18 protein-coding genes are annotated in these 19,508 nt (G+C 40.4%); 16 read left to right on the top strand and 2 right to left on the bottom strand.

The genetic code is table 11. From position 1 onward, the window contains the following. Nucleotides 1-7 precede the first annotated feature (7 nt). From HCZ11_RS02610 to hisIE, 3 genes are read left to right on the top strand one after another with little or no spacing between them, the layout of a single operon-like run. Nucleotides 8-742: a 1-(5-phosphoribosyl)-5-[(5-phosphoribosylamino)methylideneamino] imidazole-4-carboxamide isomerase gene (locus HCZ11_RS02610; RefSeq protein WP_167657554.1), complete on the top strand. Its 735-nt coding sequence runs from the start codon at nt 8-10 to the stop codon at nt 740-742. Beyond that, the gene (gene hisF, locus HCZ11_RS02605; protein WP_167657553.1) at nt 724-1,503 is read left to right on the top strand and encodes an imidazole glycerol phosphate synthase subunit HisF; all 780 of its coding nucleotides are present in this window, start codon (nt 724-726) and stop codon (nt 1,501-1,503) included. The genes HCZ11_RS02610 and hisF overlap by 19 nt, the downstream gene beginning before the upstream one ends. Beyond that, nucleotides 1,494-2,108, top strand: a complete 615-nt coding sequence (hisIE, locus tag HCZ11_RS02600; protein ID WP_130052642.1) for a bifunctional phosphoribosyl-AMP cyclohydrolase/phosphoribosyl-ATP diphosphatase HisIE — start codon at nt 1,494-1,496, stop codon at nt 2,106-2,108. Before hisF ends, hisIE begins: the two co-directional genes overlap by 10 nt. 43 nt (nt 2,109-2,151) lie before the next feature. On the opposite strand, the gene HCZ11_RS02595 is transcribed toward hisIE, so the two are convergent. After that, nucleotides 2,152-3,531: a serine hydrolase gene (locus tag HCZ11_RS02595; protein ID WP_167657552.1), complete on the bottom strand. Its 1,380-nt coding sequence runs from the start codon at nt 3,529-3,531 to the stop codon at nt 2,152-2,154. Nucleotides 3,532-3,743: 212 nt separating this feature from the next. On the opposite strand from HCZ11_RS02595, the gene HCZ11_RS02590 reads away from it, so the two are divergent. From HCZ11_RS02590 to HCZ11_RS02575, 4 genes are all read left to right on the top strand, one after another. Next, nucleotides 3,744-4,481, top strand: a complete 738-nt coding sequence (locus HCZ11_RS02590) for a DUF4097 domain-containing protein (RefSeq protein WP_167657551.1) — start codon at nt 3,744-3,746, stop codon at nt 4,479-4,481. A 151-nt stretch (nt 4,482-4,632) separates the two neighbouring features. After that, the gene (locus tag HCZ11_RS02585) at nt 4,633-5,145 is read left to right on the top strand and encodes a hypothetical protein (protein WP_167657550.1); all 513 of its coding nucleotides are present in this window, start codon (nt 4,633-4,635) and stop codon (nt 5,143-5,145) included. Nucleotides 5,146-5,181: 36 nt separating this feature from the next. Then, nucleotides 5,182-5,367: a DUF1289 domain-containing protein gene (locus HCZ11_RS02580; protein WP_167657549.1), complete on the top strand. Its 186-nt coding sequence runs from the start codon at nt 5,182-5,184 to the stop codon at nt 5,365-5,367. A 64-nt stretch (nt 5,368-5,431) separates the two neighbouring features. After that, nucleotides 5,432-6,226, top strand: a complete 795-nt coding sequence (locus HCZ11_RS02575; RefSeq protein ID WP_167657548.1) for a glycosyltransferase family 25 protein — start codon at nt 5,432-5,434, stop codon at nt 6,224-6,226. A 4-nt stretch (nt 6,227-6,230) separates the two neighbouring features. On the opposite strand, the gene HCZ11_RS02570 is transcribed toward HCZ11_RS02575, so the two are convergent. Further along, nucleotides 6,231-8,012: a M61 family metallopeptidase gene (locus HCZ11_RS02570; protein ID WP_167657547.1), complete on the bottom strand. Its 1,782-nt coding sequence runs from the start codon at nt 8,010-8,012 to the stop codon at nt 6,231-6,233. A gap of 203 nt (nt 8,013-8,215) precedes the next feature. Between HCZ11_RS02570 and HCZ11_RS02565 the strand changes: the two genes are divergently transcribed. From HCZ11_RS02565 to ilvN, 9 genes are all read left to right on the top strand, one after another. After that, nucleotides 8,216-9,751 carry a GGDEF domain-containing protein gene (locus HCZ11_RS02565; protein ID WP_130052650.1) on the top strand — a complete coding sequence of 512 codons (1,536 nt, stop codon included), beginning with the start codon at nt 8,216-8,218 and terminating at the stop codon, nt 9,749-9,751. Nucleotides 9,752-9,822: 71 nt separating this feature from the next. Then, nucleotides 9,823-11,166, top strand: a complete 1,344-nt coding sequence (ppnN, locus tag HCZ11_RS02560) for a nucleotide 5'-monophosphate nucleosidase PpnN (protein WP_130052651.1) — start codon at nt 9,823-9,825, stop codon at nt 11,164-11,166. A gap of 11 nt (nt 11,167-11,177) precedes the next feature. Continuing rightward, the gene (gene xni, locus HCZ11_RS02555; protein WP_167657546.1) at nt 11,178-11,951 is read left to right on the top strand and encodes a flap endonuclease Xni; all 774 of its coding nucleotides are present in this window, start codon (nt 11,178-11,180) and stop codon (nt 11,949-11,951) included. A 71-nt stretch (nt 11,952-12,022) separates the two neighbouring features. Then, on the top strand, nt 12,023-12,406 hold the full coding sequence (locus HCZ11_RS02550) for a DUF3192 domain-containing protein (protein WP_054563904.1): 384 nt from the start codon (nt 12,023-12,025) through the stop codon (nt 12,404-12,406). Between the two features lie 18 nt (nt 12,407-12,424). Continuing rightward, complete coding sequence (locus HCZ11_RS02545; RefSeq protein ID WP_167657545.1) at nt 12,425-14,110, top strand: hypothetical protein; 1,686 nt, start codon at nt 12,425-12,427, stop codon at nt 14,108-14,110. 215 nt (nt 14,111-14,325) lie between these two features. Beyond that, nucleotides 14,326-15,333 carry an isocitrate dehydrogenase gene (locus tag HCZ11_RS02540; RefSeq protein ID WP_130052654.1) on the top strand — a complete coding sequence of 336 codons (1,008 nt, stop codon included), beginning with the start codon at nt 14,326-14,328 and terminating at the stop codon, nt 15,331-15,333. 212 nt (nt 15,334-15,545) lie between these two features. Beyond that, the gene (locus HCZ11_RS02535; RefSeq protein ID WP_167657544.1) at nt 15,546-16,520 is read left to right on the top strand and encodes a transposase; all 975 of its coding nucleotides are present in this window, start codon (nt 15,546-15,548) and stop codon (nt 16,518-16,520) included. A 750-nt stretch (nt 16,521-17,270) separates the two neighbouring features. Continuing rightward, on the top strand, nt 17,271-18,995 hold the full coding sequence (locus tag HCZ11_RS02530; RefSeq protein WP_130052655.1) for an acetolactate synthase 3 large subunit: 1,725 nt from the start codon (nt 17,271-17,273) through the stop codon (nt 18,993-18,995). Continuing rightward, nucleotides 18,995-19,492 (top strand): acetolactate synthase small subunit, encoded by a 498-nt coding sequence (gene ilvN / locus HCZ11_RS02525; protein WP_130052656.1) that lies wholly within the window; start codon nt 18,995-18,997, stop codon nt 19,490-19,492. The genes HCZ11_RS02530 and ilvN overlap by 1 nt, the downstream gene beginning before the upstream one ends. Nucleotides 19,493-19,508 lie beyond the last annotated feature (16 nt).

The raw sequence follows: 19,508 nt of genomic DNA, 5'->3' as shown, positions 1-19,508 counted from the left end.
AATAAACGTGATAATTCCAGCACTCGATGTATTACAAAACCAAATTGTGCGCTTATACCAAGGTAAGTATGATACAGCACAATTTTACCCTTACGAACTTAGCGCACGCTTACAAGAGTATGCAAATAGCGGCGCAGGTAAACTACACCTCGTTGATTTAGAGGGTGCGCGCGATCCAAATAAAAAACAGTGGCAGCATATTCAAGCGGCAACCAAAGCGCTTAATGTACCTTATCAAGTAGGTGGCGGTATTCGCTCTGAGCAAGATGTTGCCGACTGGCTTGAAGCCGGTGCTAACCAAGTCGTGATTGGCTCAATGGCCGTTGAAAAGCGCGAGCAAGTACAAGCTTGGATTGAAAAATTTGGTGCAAAGCACTTCGTTATAGCACTTGATGTAAATAAAACGGAAAACGGCTGGGCACCAGCGACACATGGGTGGCTAAGTGAATCTAAGTTTGGTTTGTTCGAACTTGTTGATTTTTACGTAGCTCTCGGTGTAATTGATTTTCTGTGTACAGACATCAGTAAAGACGGCACGATGACAGGCCCTTCATTTGCACTTTATGAAGATCTAACTAACCACAATAGCGAGATTAAAGTTCAAGCATCAGGCGGTGTAAGCTCACTTGATGATATTGCAAAGCTGAAAAAACTTGGCGTTGGCGGTGTTATATTAGGTAAATCATTACTCGATGGTGCCTTTAATGTTGAGGAGGCGTTAGCATGTTATCAAAACGCATAATTCCTTGTTTAGATGTTAAAGACGGTCAAGTCGTTAAAGGTGTTAAATTTAAAGGCCATGAAGTAGTTGGTGATATTTTAAAGCTTGCAAAAGCATACAGCGATGCCGGTGCTGATGAACTAGTTTTTTATGAAATCAGTGCCAGCGTCGAAAAGCGTCTACTTGATGTAAATTGGGTAGAGAACATTGCGCGCCATATTGATATTCCATTTTGTGTGGCTGGTGGCATTAAATCTGTTGCTGATGCGGCACGTGTTTTAGAACGTGGCGCAGATAAAATCAGTATTAATAGCCCAGCTATCGCTCGCCCAGAGCTAATTAAAGAATTACACGATGAGTTCGGTAAACAATGCGTAGTTGTTGGTATTGATAGTTTTTATGATGAAAAAACTGATGAGTATTTGGTGTACCAGTTAACGGGTGATCCAAATGCATCAAGCCGTACTCGCTACAAAACCGAAGAATGGGTTAAGCGCGTGCAAGACCTAGGTGCTGGCGAAATCGTCCTTAATTGCATGAACCAAGATGGCGTGCGTAAAGGCTACGACAATGTTCAGCTATCAAAAATGCGTGCACTGTGCGATATTCCACTAATTGCTTCGGGTGGCGCAGGGACAATGCAAGACTTTGTTGATGTATTTCAGCAAAGCCAAGTTGATGGTGCTCTCGCTGCCAGCGTATTTCACAAGAACGTCATTGATATTGGCGAACTAAAACAATTTTTAATCGATAATAATGTAGCGGCAAGACTATGCAATTAACCAAAGACACTCTTACTCAAGTCGATTTTGCCAAAAGCGAATTGATCCCAGCTATTGTGCAAGACGCACGCACTGGGGTTATTTTAATGCAAGGCTTTATGAATCAAGACGCATTAGCTGCCACTTTCGACAAACAAAAAGTAACCTTTTTCTCACGTTCTAAAGAGCGCTTATGGACTAAAGGCGAAACATCAGAAAACTACCTTGAAGTTGTCTCGGTGCACACCGACTGTGATTACGACTCTATATTAGTACTCGCAAACCCACTTGGCCCAACCTGTCACTTGGGTACACAAAGCTGTTTTGGCGATGATGCAAAACCTAGCTTATCGTTTTTGGCCGAGCTTGAACAAGTTATTGTCTCGCGTAAAAATGATGACCCAAGCAAAAGCTACACTGCGTCTTTATTTGCAAAAGACTTAAGCCGTAGTTGCCAAAAAGTGGGTGAAGAAGGTGTCGAAGTTGCCCTTGCAGCTATGAAACATGATAACGATGAATTAACCAATGAATCGGCAGACTTACTGTATCACTTAACCGTGTTATTACAGCGCCAAGGCTTATCATTGGCCGATGTGGTGAGTTGCTTACAAGGCCGCCATAAGTAAATGAAGTACATTAAGATGCACCTTTTCAGGTGCATCTTAAATCTTATTGCCTAAGTGCTTTTAAAACATCACGAGTAAAGTCATGTTCACTAAAGCCTTTAAGACCCGCAAGATCATACCCTCGCCTAACAATAACTAGCTGCTCGCTTGGAATAATCACCAAATATTGACCTCGGTTGCCTCGCGCTGCGATAGTATCGTTTGGTAATTCTGGGAAGCGTTCGTTATAAAGCCACCACTGTGCACCGTATCCAGGTGCAGCTTTTGGGGGCTGCGCAGGTGCTGGTTTACTTATATAACTTAACCAATCTTTAGGTAATATTTGCTCACCTTGCCAGCGACCATTATTTAGGTGTAACAGTCCTAAACGAGCAAGATCTCGTGAGGTAGTCCACACTTGCGATGACAAAATAAAGTCACTTTGCCAGTCAGATTCTAAAAAAGTATGCTGCATGCCAATTTTATCGAGCAAGTTTTCATACGGATAACGTAAGTAACTCGCTTCATCTTTGAAAGTTTCTCTTAGAGTGCGAAGCGCTAACATGGTGTCGTTATTGGCATATTTCCAGCGGCTGCCAGGCTTTACTTCTAACGCAGTATGCGTTGCAGTATCAGACACTAAACCGCCCCCCATATAAACCCGATCTGTCCGGTTGCCCGCTTTATTACTATCTAAGCCTGATGCCATATGAAGTAAGTTTTCAAGAGTTATTTCACCACGCGGATCAAGCGAATGAGACCAACTTTCAAGCCCCGCTGGTTTAGTTACATCAAGTCGCTTTTGCTCTACCGCCACACCAATGATGCTAGCGCCAATACTTTTTGCAACAGACCAAGTTCGCTGTGCGGTTTCTGGGGTAAAGCCTGCTTTATATTGCTCTGCTAAAATCGCCTGAGGGCTTGCTATTAAAATAGCTGAAGTACGTGCGCCTTCGCCATAATGACGAGTAAAAGCCTGAGCAATAACCTCATCAAGCGCCTTATTGCCCGTTGTTTTATTAACACCATTTAGCGTTTGCCATGGCTTACCATCATCCTTTAGATCAGCTAGGTTTTCTTTAAACGGAGATTGCACAAGTGATGCAGATTCTAGGCTAGCTCCAACAGGCAAATCAACGCAACCTAAACGCGGACGCCACACTGATATACGCTGCTTATCTTTATCATAATCGACAGTGACTCGCCTATGCTTGGTATCAATATTTGCTTGCAGTGTTTTTACCGTGTCTGCGATTAAAGGATAAATTCCCGTGAGTTCATCTGTAACGATTTGCTCAGTCGTTTTGTCAGCATTAAACGTGGCACTACAAGTAAAGTTGGCGACATACCCTGCAGCATAAGCGTTTAAGGTTACATCAGTTTCCTCACTACAAGCACAAAAGCTGAACCACAATAAACTACTTAGGAAGATTATTTTTTTCATTATTATTCCTTGGGTGGCAAATAGTATAAGTTAGCAAAAGGGAAAAATAATGATATGTTTTTACGGCAGAGTTAACGCTTTTAACGGTAAAAAAGCTGGATATTAAAAAACTAAGAAGCATTATTTTTTTAAAAGTTTATAAACTGTTTAAACCTTTTGTACCAGCACCTGCGACTAAGCTAAAAACATCTCAAATATGAAAGGGAAGAACCATGTTAAGTAAAGTAAAAACACTCTCGCTTATTGCCGCAGGCCTATTATCAGCCCAAACATTTGCTTGGGGTGAAATGCCTCTGCAAGAAACCAAAAACCTTAAGCTAGATGCAGCATCATTAAGTGCTTTGAAAGTCGAAGCTGGCTCTGGTTTTTTGCACATTACAGGCACTGACAGTGATGAAGTAACCGTTAAAGCTGAAATTTATCAAGAACAGCCGCACGATGAATACTGCTTAACGCTTGAAGCTAAAGGCAATAATGCCGCACTTGGTGCAGGACAATGTGAACACCATACCAATAAGCAAACTCGCATTGATTTAACTGTTGCGATCCCGCGTTCATTTAATGTCGATGTGCACGATGGTTCTGGTGAGATTATTATTAGCCAAGTAGCTGATACAGTAATCAACGATGGTTCTGGTTCAATTACAGCTAATGACATTACAGGCACTTTAGAAATCAATGACGGCTCTGGCAGCATAGATGTTCGTAATGTCAGCCGTAATATTAAAATTCATGACGGCTCTGGCAATATTAATGTGGCAAAAGCACAGGGCAATATTGAAGTACACGACGGTTCTGGCGGTATCGATTTAAATGATATTTCCGGTGATGTTGTCGTTTCAGATGGCTCTGGAAGCATTCGCGTTGATACTGCGGCAAACTTTGAACTATTAAGTGATGGTTCTGGCTCTGTAAAAGTAACTAATATTGCCGGTAAAACTAAGATGTAAGCTCACGAATATACAACAAGATATAACCAAATGCCCTCCTTTGTGAGGGCATTTTGCATTGTAATTGCCAATCTTTATTAGCATTTTTACAAGGGCTTAGGTATCCTCTAGAAAACGTTTAAGGAACTGCTATTTAAAAGGATAGCCTGATATGAAAAAGCCACTCGTCGCCTTACTAACTGGCCTTGTTTTAACAGGTTGTACAGGACTAACAACTGAACAACAAGTTGCCATTGATAACTTAACCCCTTGCGAGAAAATCAACGCCCTATTAGGTGCTTACGACAACCGCTTTGAAGACTTAAAACGTAGCCGTGTAAATACTAAATACATGGAAACATGGACAGCAAAATACAACCTTATTGCTGATAACTGTCAAATCACGGCGCTTGATAAAGACAATGTCACCTACCGTTGTGTAGGCAACTATGAGCAACAGCAGCAAGCTGTGGCCGATCACACCCGTGCGGTTAATTTTACCCAAGCTTGTTTAGCAGGTAATAATTGGCATCAAACACAAAAAGAGTCTGCAGAATCGTTACGCACCACGTTTGTGCTTGACGAAAACAACCCTGTTATCTCGATTCATTCGGGTAAAACCTTATCACGTAAACAGCCTTGGTCTACCACTCTTGAAATTGGTAAACCCGTTGAAGGTAAATAATACATTTTTGAAGGCTACATTAGCCTTCACATCACTATGACAAATTCAAAAAAACCAACCAGCCAATTTAAAACAGATTGCATCGGCCAATGTCATCGCTTAAATGGCTTTTGCACTGGCTGTGGCCGCAGTAATGATGAAATTTTTGATTGGATCATTTTATCCGAGCAAGAAAAAAAAGTGATTTTAAATACCCCTCGCCCTGACATAAAAGCGAAATAGTTCTGACACCCAAGCGTCATTAAAGCTTGTTAGCCTGATTCAAACTGACCATCAGGTAACGATAATGACCGCTATTTTTGTAATCAACTTAGCAAGCTCTACTGAACGATTAAACCGTGTAAGCCATGAGCTCAACGCACAGAATTTGGCATTTGAACGCCTTGATGCAATTGATGGAAGAGAGCTGTCTGATAAAGAGATAGCCAAGCACTATAGTGCTGATTTAAACCTAAAAAAGTATCATAAGCCATTGAGCAAAGGTGAAATTGGCTGTTACTTAAGTCACAGAAAAGCATGGCAAACCATTGTCGATAGGCAATTAGATTACGCCATTATTTTAGAAGATGACTTTGTTCTCGACCGCTCTATTCACAGTGCAATTGACAACATTAATACATTAAAACAGCCTTGGCAGCTAATAAAATTGGCTGCTTACAAAGACCGCAATCGCGACATTGCTTTCACAAAACAACTCGCTGATGAGCAGCATTTAGTCATTCATAAAAAGCTTATGTCTGGCTGCTGTGCAACTGCTGTTAGTTTTGAAGGTGCAAAATCACTTTTAAAGGCCACAGCCACATTTGGCCGCCCCGTTGATTGTGATTTACAGCATGTTTGGGAAACCGGCGTATATGGATACTCATTGCTGCCCTACCCAGTATCACAACCCGATAATCCACAAAGTGATATTCGAGACCGAACAGACAAAGTTAACAAATCGTTTTGGCGACGAAAAAAGCAGCAATTCCAAAGCACTCTACAAAATGCAAAATACACTAAGCAGTTTATAAAAGCGCAGCAAACACCAAACAAAAAGAAAGGAGCCGCAGCTCCTCTCTTACCAATCAAAAACCATTAACGAGTTATTTTGCTAGGTTTGGGTGATCAACGCCCATCCATGCTTTAAACAATGCCATTTGAGCTGGTGTTGCATCTTTTAATGCTTGTACCTTTTTCTCTTTATCAAAGTCTTCACTAAGTGTCAGTGTCGTACTTTGCAATGCATCACGTCTAATGAAATCAACAGTCACTGTGTCGCCTGCTTTAAACGTTTCAAGGCTGGCTGTTAAATCTTTACCAACATGCTTTTTGTTAAACGCGACGATTTTATCATCTGTAGTTAAGCCCGCTTGCCATGCAGCGCCGCCACGGCGAACATGAGTTAAGGTTAATAACTCACCGCTGTTTTTAGCGAACGAGTCAATACTAGGTACTGATTTTGCACCTTCAGGGCGAATTAAACCTAACCCCACTTTTGCAAGTAGTGAATCAAAATCGATAGCTGCTGGCTCATCCACATTCGCTTGCCACCATGCGCTGTAATCACGACCCGTTAGCTCTTTTAAAATCGCTTTAACATCATCAGGCGTAAAACCATCTGGTAAACGGTGTTTGTTGTAAAGTGCACGGTGAACATCGCGGTAACTAATTTTGCCGTCGCTCTTTTCTAGTAAATCAATATCAAGCGCCATTGAGATCAATGAACCTTCTAAATAGATATTGGTGCTGTAGTTGCGTGCATGATCGCCGCCTTGGTTAATCCACTTATCAAAACTAGTTTCAGTTGCGCTTTGTACTTCGCGACCCGGTGTTTGTAAGTGACGATTAACTGTTTTGGTTAATGTACCGAAGAACTCATCCGTTGTTTCAATACCTGCACGAACCATTAAGTGATCCTCAAAGTAGCTGGTTGAGCCCTCTGCAATCCATAATGTTTTCGCGTAGTTAATATTCGTGTAGTCGTACGGTGCAATCCCTTTAGGACGGTACGCTTTTACGTTCCAAGTGTGAATAAATTCGTGTGCTGCGGTGCTGATAAACGCAAGATAATCTTTACGAGAACCAAAACGATCGCGAGGACGTTGTATAATTGTTGAGTTTAAATGCTCTGTTGCACCGCCGGCACCTGACGTTGCATGTACCATAAATACGTAACGCTCATACGGGTAGCTATCCCAAATTACATTGCCAGTTGTAACGAGCTTTTTAAGGTCGGTTAGCATTTGATCTACGTCGTAGTTACCTTCACCCCAGATAACTAGTTCGTATTTACGACCATCAACGCTAAACTTATGTAGCTCATTGATACCACTCTCGATTGGTGAATCAACTAAAATGTCGTAATCTGCAGCTTTAAAGCTATGTTTAGAACCCGCATTTTCCATCCCCGACACTGAACGCCATTCTTTTGGTACGTTTAGTTTTACAGTCACAGGGTCTTGACGGAATGATTCACTAAACATAAAAAAGCCAGATGCATCAATAAATGCATGACTGTCATCAATATGACGAGCGCGTTTACCTAGCTCGTTAGCGTAAACTTGATAATCTACATTTACTTGAGTTGGCTCGTTTAGATGAACACGCCAAGTGCTGTGGTCAATTTTTTCCCACTGTAATGCTTTACCGTCATCATCTTTTGCTTCGAAAAAGCGTACTCCATTGGCAAGATTTAAAATTTCATAACGGCCAGTACGCCAAGCTGGAAGTTTAATATCTAAATGTGCTTGTGCGGTTTGGGGAAACTCAACACTTACATTACCTAGATGGTGCTCTGGCTGAGTGATAGACAGTGAGTAGTTTACATCTGCAAACACACTGTTAGAACAGGCCGCCAAGATAGACATTGCCAAAAACTTTTTCATAACAACTCTTTTTATTACTATCAAAATTGCAAAACAGACTAACAATTGCGAGAAAAAATGTGAATTAAAAACCGATAAACAACCATTGCAACAAGTTTGATAGACAAAATAGCTAAGTTTTTGACTTGGAAACTACATTTCGTATTAATTTGTTGTAAACTTATCGTATAGCAATTTTTGAAATTTGATGGCGGTATTACTTGGTGCAGCAACAGCATGATGTTCTTAATAAAAAGCTAAAGCAAGCGATCGACGCTCGTGCAGTGGTCGAAGATGCGCGCAAACATCAAGTTGAAGTCCTTTCTCAATTTGCAGCGAAACTATCACTCAGCTGTAAGGGACTAGACATTGAACTAGACAATCGATTGGCTAAATTTAGAAATGCGTTAAAAAAAGGTGTAAATTTCGATTTACTTTCACCGCTAATAGATGATGTGCTTGGCCTGTTAAAACACCAAGAAACTAAGCAAATGGCACTTCAACGCGAACTGAATGATAGTGTCACTGACGCTGGTAAGCAGCTACAAAAAGTGAGAGGTCTGCCTGATGATGCCCGTCGTTCGCTGCGTTATCTACTTGACCACGAATTAAATAATATTCAGTCTAATCATGACTTTGTTCCGTTACTCTCAAAGTTAGTGGTTATCTATCATCAAGCCCTACAAGCCAAACTTGCAACGACAAGCAAAACTGAAGCACAAATCAAACCTGAACTTGCCACGCAACTTTTATCTCTTGCTAATGACTTAGTGCTCGAGGAAGAAAGTGCCGAGCAAATAAATAGCATCAAAAGCAAAATCACCCATAATGATAGTGTTGACGACCTACTTGATTCTGCGCTGAATATAATTAGCATCGTTACACGCAATATGAGTAAAGAGCGGCAATCAGCTCAGAGCTTTTTGATCTCTTTAAATCAGACCATTGAAGATTTACATCATTCAATTGTTTCTACTAGTAAACACTCAGAATCACTCAGCGCCGAATATGATACGCTTAATAAACAAATCGAAAACAAGATTAAAAACTTGCATACGCAAACACAGCAGGCTACATCTATTTCTTCGCTTAAAGAGCTAGTAGAAGAAGAGTTAAAATCATTAAGTGATGATTTAATCGCTAAAGAAAAGCTAGAACAAACGGAGCGCGAGAACTTACTTGCCAGCTTCAACGATATTAATAACCGTATTAGTCATTTAGAAAGCAAGCTTTCGACCTACAAGCAGCGCCTTAATGAACAACGCTTTAAGAGTTTATTGGATGGTCTAACGAAGTTACCAAATCGTTCTGCGTTCGATGAGCGGTTCAATCATGAGTTCAACTTATTTAATGTGCAGGAATCAGACATCACATTTGTAGTGATTGATGTTGACCACTTTAAATCAATCAATGACCAATATGGCCACAGTGCTGGTGATAAAACACTGCAAGTGATTGCCAAAGCATTACAAAAATCAATTCGTAAATCAGACTTCATTGCCCGTTACGGGGGCGAAGAGTTTGTATTACTAATGAGTGGAATGGCGATTGAAAAAGCGACAGTACCGCTAGAAAAGCTGCGCAAGACTATTCAAAGTATTCCGTTTAAATTCAAAGATAAGCAAGTAGAAATCACTATTTCTGCTGGTGCAACCCAGTTGAAAAAAGGTGATACCCCGCTAATTGCCTTTGACCGTGCCGATGAAGCATTATACAAAGCCAAGAACGAGGGACGAAATAAAGTTTGCATTAGCAAATAAAGGCCTCATCTAGTATGTGAGGTCTTTGACACATAATGATAAAGGCTCATTGACGAGCCGGGAGAGTGCTTATGTTAAAACAACTGAATCCTACAGGTGTACTGGATTTACTATCGCAACTAGAAGTTGATCTACTCGAACAATCATCCACCAGCGAGCGCTATAAATTATTTAGGAACTGTGTGCTTGCGGTTCTCAATGTGGGCAGCCACACCGATTCAAGCTTAGAAATTTACAATAAATACGAAGACTTTGATATTCGCTTATTAAGCCGAGAGCGTGGTATTAAAATTGAACTTGAAAACCCACCCGAATCCGCTTTTGTTGATGGCGAAATTATTACCGGTATTCATGAACATATTTTCTCGGTTATTCGCGATATTCTGTTTATTTGTCAAAAATATGAAAAAGACTTAACAGAACAAAAAGCCATCACTCATATGGTCTTTGATATGCTCAGAAACGCAGGCGCACTTAGAGTTAATAGTGACCCGAGTATGATCGTATGCTGGGGCGGTCATTCAATTAACGAGGTTGAATACAAATACACCAAACAGGTTGGCTATGAGCTTGGCCTCCGTGGATTAAATATTTGTACCGGCTGTGGCCCTGGTGCAATGAAAGGCCCAATGAAAGGTGCCACCATTGGCCACGCTAAACAGCGTATTACAAACAACCGTTATCTAGGTTTAACTGAACCAAGCATTATTGCCGCTGAACCACCTAACCCAATAGTAAATGAGTTGGTTATTTTGCCTGATATCGAAAAGCGTTTAGAGGCATTTATTCGCACCGCTCATGGCATTATTATCTTTCCAGGTGGTGCAGGTACCGCTGAAGAGTTGCTATACCTTTTAGGTATTCTGCTGCACCCAGATAACGAAAAACAATGTTTACCAGTAATCCTTACAGGCCCTAAAGAAAGTGAAAACTACTTTATTGAGCTGTGTAAATTCATCGAGAAAACATTAGGTAAAGCGGCACTTGATAAGTTTGAAGTGATAATCGACGATCCAGAGCGTGTTGGTAAAACATTAAAAGATAAAATGGTCGAGGTACGTGACTATCGTAAAAGCCAAGGTGATGCATATTACTTTAACTGGACGCTAAAAATCGATCATGATTTCCAACAACCGTTTGCACCGACTCATGCTAATATGTCGAGCTTAGATCTACATTTAGATCAACCAACTCAGCAATTAGCTGCTAATTTACGCCGTGCGTTTTCAGGCATCGTGGCTGGTAACGTTAAAGACGAAGGCTTACAAGCCATCAAACAGCATGGCCGCTTTGTGTTAAGTGGTGAGCCTGCACTTATGGCTGATATGGATAAACTACTGGCAGCATTTGTTGAGCAAGGCCGCATGAAGTTACCAGGCAGTAGATATATTCCTTGCTATGAGATCAAAGCTTAATAGGAGCCCATGTGACAACCCAATTACTTTTAATAGATGCGCTTAATCTTATTAGACGCATCTATGCTGTTGATAGTAATCAGAGTCATCACAGTCAAGAACATATGATAAAAGCAAGCTGTGCCCGAGTGGCACATGCTTGCAAAAAACTACGCCAGCAAACGAATGCTACTCACGCGATTGCAGTGTTTGATGGTGAAAAAAGCTGGCGTTATCACTATTTTGAAGCATATAAAAGCACTCGTTCACCGATGCCCGATACCCTCAAACAAAACTTATCACGCTTTAAACAAGCAATTGAAGAAACGGGCATTGTGATTTTCTCACCAGATAATGACGAAGCAGACGATATAATTGCTACCCTTGCTCATAAAGCTGCGACTAATAATGTACCTTCTACTATCGTCTCTACAGATAAAGGGTTTTTACCGTTTTTATCTGAGCAAATAGCTATATATGATTACTTTAAAAAGCAATATCTTGACGTTGAAGATATAAAGCAGCGTTTTAATGTACCAAAGCATCGGCTCGCTGATTTTTGGGCCTTAGCAGGTGATAAAACCAATGATATACCTGGGGTCAAAGGCATTGGTAACAAATCAGCGCAGCAACTTATAAATGATTATGAGTCGATTGAAGCAGCTATTAATGACGATGATTTAAACCCAACACTAAAACGTAAGCTTAGTGCTGGTATGGACATGTTTGTGATATCAAAAAACCTTGTCATGCTGCGTACCGATATTAACTTAGGCTTTAGTTTAAAGCAGTTAAGGCTCAATTAGTCGCAATCTCGTAGCACAGTTTGCTAACTGGGCGTATACTGAAAATTCGCGTTAGTTTTATAGAGTTACACATGTTTAAAAAGGTTTTCCAATATCTGGTACTTGGGTTAGGTGTTTATGCACTGATAGCAACCCTAGTGATCACTTTTTATAAAGATGATCCGCAAGCTATGATTTGGCAAGACCGTGAAGCTTTTAATAAACGCTATATCGCGAAACTATCTATTGATAAGCCCGAAAACCTCAATGCTGTACTTGATTATTTAGGTAGCCCCGATCTAACCTATGCTAAACGAGTTGAGGACAATGTTTGGCAAATTATTTTTTATCGCACTCAGCATGTTAAATCTGATGGGATAACCACTATAGATGAATGCACAGGCCTACTTTTTAAAAATGGTCAGCTGGTATTATGGGGACCAAGTGCCTATGAAAGCTATCAACAAGAAACCTAACAGCTTATGATGGAAAACGTGACGCCACGAGAATTGGCACGCTTATTTGATAGTACGCACCAGTTACTCAAGCTTTATCATCAAAAGCAAAAATGGTCACAAATTTTCCCTATACTAAGTAATCTTGCCGAGCGGTATTATCTACTATATCAAGCCTGCCCAAAAGGCATGCAAGCGCAATTAAGTTTGTATGTTGCGAACCACGGCTACACGACCAATTTAGTCGTAAACCAATGTGTTATTGCCTGTACTTTATGCCACAGTCTTAACTACAACCAAGCAATTAGTGAACAGATAATTAGCTGTTGTTTAGCCAATTACCTATGTGTGCAATCACAAAGCAATAAATTAGCCGCAGGCCAAACACTCACAGCTCAAGATAAAAAGCTTTGGCAGTGTCGTCATCAATTAGCCGCAAAACTACTCAAAGACTCAGGCCCACATACGCTTTCTATTCAGCATTTATTAGCTCGTTTAAATAAATATAAACAAGCACTATTAAGCGCACCAAAAATTATGATTTACGATGGTGCAACAACCCTAGTAGCTCTAGCTAATATTATTGCTATGAATACGACTTATCGCGATTCGGGTGGTCATATTAGTATGCACAAAGCTATGGCTGATATCTACTTGCGCACTCCGAACGAGTTTGCTCAAAATGCTATAAAAGCATTGATTGCTCATATTGGTCCTTATATTCCAGCAAGTGAAGTAAAGTACGCAGAGCAGGTGCTTATCTATTTAGCCACAGATGAACATGGCCGCCATATTTTAGTTGATGCCAGTTGCCCAGATAAAATTCGCTGGCACCGCTTTAAAGCAAACTTAACTATTTTTGACAAACAAAGACTTTGTAAAGATACTCGTTTGCTATACACCGTATGGTTTAGTGAAAACATTAATTTTGCCGAGCCACAGCCTTTAAATCAGCAACGTAGACAGCAATATTTAGAGCTAATTAGCACATTAAAAGTATCAAAAGAATACAGCTACCGTAGCTTAGATAAGCTTTTAAGCCCCTACCCTGAATTGATTACGCAGCTTACTGTTGCCGTTAAGCCCTATAATAAAGAGCAGCAAAGAGCTAAAGACTTACGCCATTGTTTATCTATGGTCGGATACGATAACGCCCCTGCGATTATTCAAAAAGTCTTATTTCAACGCTTAGTTGCAACCACCTCTCATCCGCTTTTTCAGCATATATCTAAGCGCCTTGAGAATATGGTGCGAATTATCCAGGCGCTATTTAAACACATCGACTCAATTCAATTTGAACAGGTTGCTTTGCCGTTATATGCCTATGTTTTGTTCCTTTGCGAGCATCAAGCAACTAGCCTTTCACGTAAAACCATTTTTGAACAAGCCGAAGAACAGATAATAAGCCCGCCACTGGCTTGTTTATTTGGTGTTAGTCAATTAAACCCAGAACCTCTGACGATGTATTTAAATCAGCTGATTGGCGACAATAGCTGGACTCAGCATTTACTAGGTAGTGAGCAACATAAAAAACAGCAACTTGATATCAACGAAAAGCATTGGGTCGCAATTAAGCTTTTTACTTATTATGTTTTCCAACCAAAAGCCCTGTTTAGTAGTTGGCAAGAGCAAATTATTTCCGATAGTTTATTGGCTGCTGGTTGGCAATCAAAAGCAGATTTTTATGCATATCTCAAAAACTGTGAATTTGCAGACAATTTTTAGAATGTGTTGTTAAAAAGTGCGAAAACGTTAAATAAATATGAACTTTAGTCTGTTTATAGTCAGTATTCACAGGATAAACTGGCAAAAAGCTGAATAAATTGCTATAAAAGCCGCTTAAATTTTCAAACACATTCACGTAAACCTTCTAACAAGTAAATCGCATGCTATTTCGCAACGAGTTTACGTGTTTATCTACTCATAAATAGGAAAAGTAAATGGCTAAACAAACCATCACAGTGATCAAAGGCGACGGCATTGGTCCTAGCATTATTGATTCAGCACTTGAGATCCTTGAAGCTGCAGGTTGCGATTTTGATTATGAATTCGTTGATGCTGGCCTTGCTGCCCTAGAAAAAACTGGTGAGTTACTGCCGCAAGAAACAATCGACACAATCGCGCGTAACAAGATCACTTTAAAAGGCCCATTAACTACACCAGTTGGTGAAGGTTTCACTTCAATCAACGTAACTTTGCGTAAAAAGTTTGGCCTATATGCTAATGTTCGTCCTGTTAAATCATTCGCAGGTACACAAGCTCGTTACGACGATATCGACATCATCACAGTTCGTGAGAACACACAAGGTATGTACTCTGGCCTTGGTCAAGTAGTATCAGAAGATGGTAACGAAGCAGAAGCAATGTCTAAAATCACCCGTGAAGGTGCAGAAAAGATCGTAACTTTTGCATACGAGTTAGCGGTACGTGAAGGCCGTAAAAAAGTAACAGCTGTGCACAAAGCTAACATCCTTAAATCAACATCTGGTTTATTCTTAAAAGTTGCACGTGAAGTAGCTGAGCGTTACCCGCAAATCGAATCAACAGAAATGATTGTTGATGCAACATGTATGAAACTAGTTATGACTCCTGATGAGTTTGATGTAATTGTTACTACAAACTTATTTGGTGATATCTTATCTGACTTATGTGCAGGTCTTGTTGGTGGTCTTGGTATGGCTCCTGGTGCAAACATTGGTGAAGATGCAGCTATCTTCGAAGCCGTACACGGTAGTGCTCCAGACATCGCAGGCAAAAACCTTGCTAACCCAACTTCAGTAATCTTAGCATCTATCCAAATGCTTGAGCACTTAGGTATGGCTGACACTGCAGAGCGCATCCGCAGCGCAGTTGCTGATGTAATCAAAACTGGCGACCGCACAACGCGTGACCTAGGCGGCAGCCACGGCACTACAGACTTCACTCAAGCTGTAATTGAGCGTCTATAAGAGAACAATTGTTTAGGGCTTATGACAACATAACCCTTAACCCCCCTACCAAAAGCCAGTCTCAGACTGGCTTTTTATTACCTCTAATTAATCAGACACCCACTTTTATTTATCAAGATAAGAAAATGCAAAACAAGACACCCAACTTAATATTTCACATTCCTAAAAATTGTGCCTAAACTTAGATTGTTCAACTCATGGAGGAGAAGAGCATGGCAACCCCTCGTAGAAACTTAATTAGCGTTTCAAACACACCTTACTACCACTGTATTTCACGCTGCGTTCGTCGTGCTTATTTGTGTGGTCAAGACCCACTAACCGGTCGTTCTTATGAACACCGGCGCGAATGGGTAGAAAAAAAACTACTCAAACTCGGTCGAATATTTTGTATTGATGTTTGTGCCTATGCAGTTATGAGTAATCATACTCATTTGGTTCTACACATTGATATAGCAAAAGCTAAGCGTCTAAATAATAAAGCTATTCTGATTAGGTGGCACAAGTTATTTAAAAGCACTTTTCTTTGTCAACGATTCTTAAATGGCGAATTACTAACACAAGCAGAGCTTTCAGCGGTGAATATCAGAGTAAATATATACCGAGAAAGACTCAGCAGTATTAGTTGGTTTATGCGTGTACTTAATGAGAGCATTGCACGAAAGGCCAATCAAGAAGATGAGTGCAAAGGGCGATTTTGGGAAGGTCGCTTTAAATCGCAAGCCTTGCTAGATGAAGCCGCACTTGCAGCTTGCCTTGCTTACGTTGACTTAAACCCAGTAAGAGTAAAAGTGGCTGATTTACCAGAGCGATCTGATTATACAAGTATAAAAACACGCATTAAATCAGCTCAAAAAGACAAACAACCCAAATCATTGATGCGTTTTGCTAGTAAGCCACATAATCATATGTCTAAAGGCTTACCATTTGAGCTTAAAACATATTTGCAGCTCGTTGATTGGACTGGCCGCTCAATACAAAAGGGTAAACCCGGTGCAATACCTAAAGACGCACTACCTATCTTAGAACGATTAAATATCTGTGCTGACAACTGGCTTATACTCACCACCTCATTTACAAAATCATTCAAAAATGCAGCGGGTAAAGAGAGAGCTATCAATGCATATACAAATCGCATGAAGCGACAGCGAAGAAGCTCGATTACAAATAGTTTAGCTTTATTTGCTTAGTTGCATGTTAGGCATTGAGTTTCTATTTTATAAACTAAACTTCCTTGCAAACTGGAGGCGACCCCTTCTTTACAAGTAGAGTTACCCTGTACGCACAATTTAAAAATAAAGCCATCATATTAGATTGCTTTTTTGAAGAGTCCCCATCAAATAGTACAAAACTTCTTAGTCTATATAATTTGTTGACCTCGACTTACATCTTACTAAATGACCGCTTGCTGTTAGAAATTAATTTGGGTGTCATGTTTTGAGATAATTTAAAGAAGCTTTTTATTAAAATGGGTGTCTAAATAAATATCTCTTATAAAGTGGCTAAGTTATGCATTTCAGACATGAAAATGCATTATCTATTGGTAGAGTTATTAATTAACTACACGAACGATTCAATGCATAGTTACACCATCAAAATCAGGATAAACAAAATACAGATGCAAAAAAACCAACATAAAAATCAAATATGGAAAAATTAATGCAAAAACACTCTTTTGCGGTTGACATCAGTTTCTAAAACACTTAAAAATACTACTAACATTTTTTAAACAGCAAACATTTAGTCTGCTGTCTGTTTTTAGAAGAAATTAAGAATAATGAATATTCGCCGCCACCTTTTAGTCGTCAACGTTCTCGTACTGGTCTTAGTTACAAGCCCAGCGGGAGGCTATTAAAAGGTGAAAGCACGCTTTTTAAAAAACCCCCGCCTTATGCGGGGGTTTTTTTATGCATTTATGCTGCACAGATAGAGGAATGAGGATGAGTACAACTGAATATAATGGATCCGAACTAGTTGTTCGGGCACTTAAAGAATTGAATGTAAAGTATATTTTCGGCTATCCTGGCGGGTCTGTCCTTGATTTATATGATGCGTTATTTCAACAAGAAGATATTGAGCATATATTAGTACGCCACGAACAAGCTGCTACTCATATGGCTGATGGTTATGCCCGTGCGACTGGTGAAGTTGGTGTTGTACTTGCAACCTCAGGCCCAGGTGCAACAAACTGTGTTACAGGTATTGCTACTGCTTACATGGACTCTATTCCTATGGTGGTACTTTCAGGCCAAGTTCCTACAGGTTTAATCGGTGATGATGCATTCCAAGAGACTGATATCGTTGGTTGCTCTCGCCCTATCGTAAAGCACAGTTATAACTGTCGTAGCGCAAAAGATATTCCAACAATCTTAGCCAAAGCATTTTACTTAGCCAGTACAGGCCGCCCTGGCCCGGTTGTGGTTGAACTACCAAAAGATATGCTTAACCCTGAATTAAAGTTTCCGTTTGAGTTTCCAAAAACGACTGAGCTTAGAACTTATAACCCGAATACCAAGGGTCATTCAAAACAAATTCGTAAAGCTGTTAGCGCTATATTAGAAGCTAAAAAGCTGGTTATTTATTCAGGTGGCGGCATCATACTTTCAAACACCTCTGAGCAACTAACTCACTTGGTTGAATCATTAAACGCACCGATCACTAATACCTTGATGGGTCTGGGTGGCATCAGCGGTACGCACCCTAACTTTATTGGCATGTTAGGTATGCACGGTAGCCTTGAAGCAAATAAAGCCATGGCAAATGCTGATGTTATTTTAGCCTTAGGTGCTCGATTCGATGATCGGGTAACAAATAATGTTAAGAAATTTTGCCCAAATGCCACCATCGTTCATGTTGATGTTGACCCAACCTCAATATCTAAAACAATCAAAGCGCACATCCCAGTTGTTGGCTGCTTACAAACTGTACTTGAACAGTTACAAACGGCGATTGATAAAAGCTCTATTTCAATTGATCGTTCTGCACAAGAAGATTGGTGGCGTCAGATCATTAGCTGGCGTGAACAAAAATGCCTTAGCTACAGCACCGATGGCGATAAAATCAAACCACAAGCGGTTATCGAAGCAATCTACAAGGCAACCAATGGTGATGCTTACATCAGCTCTGATGTAGGTCAGCATCAAATGTTTGCAGCTCAGTATTATCCGTTTAAACACCCACGCCAATGGATTAACTCTGGTGGCTTAGGCACTATGGGCTTCGGTTTACCTGCGGCAATGGGCGTGAAGCTTGCTTTCCCTGAAAAAGAGTCAATCTGTGTGACTGGAGATGGTTCAATTCAAATGAACATCCAAGAACTATCAACCTGCTTGCAATACAATTTAGCAGTAAAAGTTGTGTCGTTGAATAACCGCTCTCTGGGCATGGTGCGTCAATGGCAAGATATGATGTATTCAGGTCGTCACTCATCTTCTTACATGGAATCACTTCCTGATTTCGTAAAATTAGTAGAAAGCTATGGTCATATAGGTATTCGCGTTGATCATATTGATGAGCTACAACCTGCTATTGAAAAAGCCATGTCTATAAATGACAGGTTAGTATTTTTAGATATCTGTGTAGATGAGAAAGAACATGTTTACCCTATGCAAATAAAGCTAGGGGCAGTCGATGATATGTGGTTACGTAAAGGAGTAAAAGCATAATGCGCCGTATTTTATCAATCTTATTAGAAAACGAACCTGGCTCGTTATCGCGCATTGTAGGCTTATTTTCACAGCGCGCTTACAACATCGATAGCCTTACTGTTGGCACGACTGACGATCATTCTCTGTCGCGTATTACCATTACCACTATGGGTGATGATCGTATCGTTGAACAAATCACCAAGCAAGTGAACAAGTTAGTAGATGTCCTCAAGATTATTGATCTAACCGAAATGGCGCATATTGAACGTGAGCTGTTGCTAGTTAAAGTATTTGCCCAAGATGAGACAACTCGTGCAGCAGTAACTCGTGTTGCAGATGTATTTCAAGGTGCTATTTTAGATATGGGTCGCCACAGCTACACTCTACAGCTTGTAGCGAGTACTGAAAAGATCGAATCTTTCCTTGATACCCTGCGTCATGAAACCGATATTATTGAGGTAGTGCGTTCAGGTGCAGTTGGCATTGGTCGTGGTGATAAAGCGTTAAAGGCGTAAGCCTTTTTCGCAGTAG

The sequence above is a fragment of the Pseudoalteromonas sp. HF66 genome (assembly GCF_011806445.1).
Classification (GTDB): Bacteria; Pseudomonadota; Gammaproteobacteria; order Enterobacterales; family Alteromonadaceae; genus Pseudoalteromonas; species Pseudoalteromonas apostichopi.
Note: the sequence above shows the minus strand (reverse complement) of the source record. Positions and strands in the feature narration are given on the sequence as shown.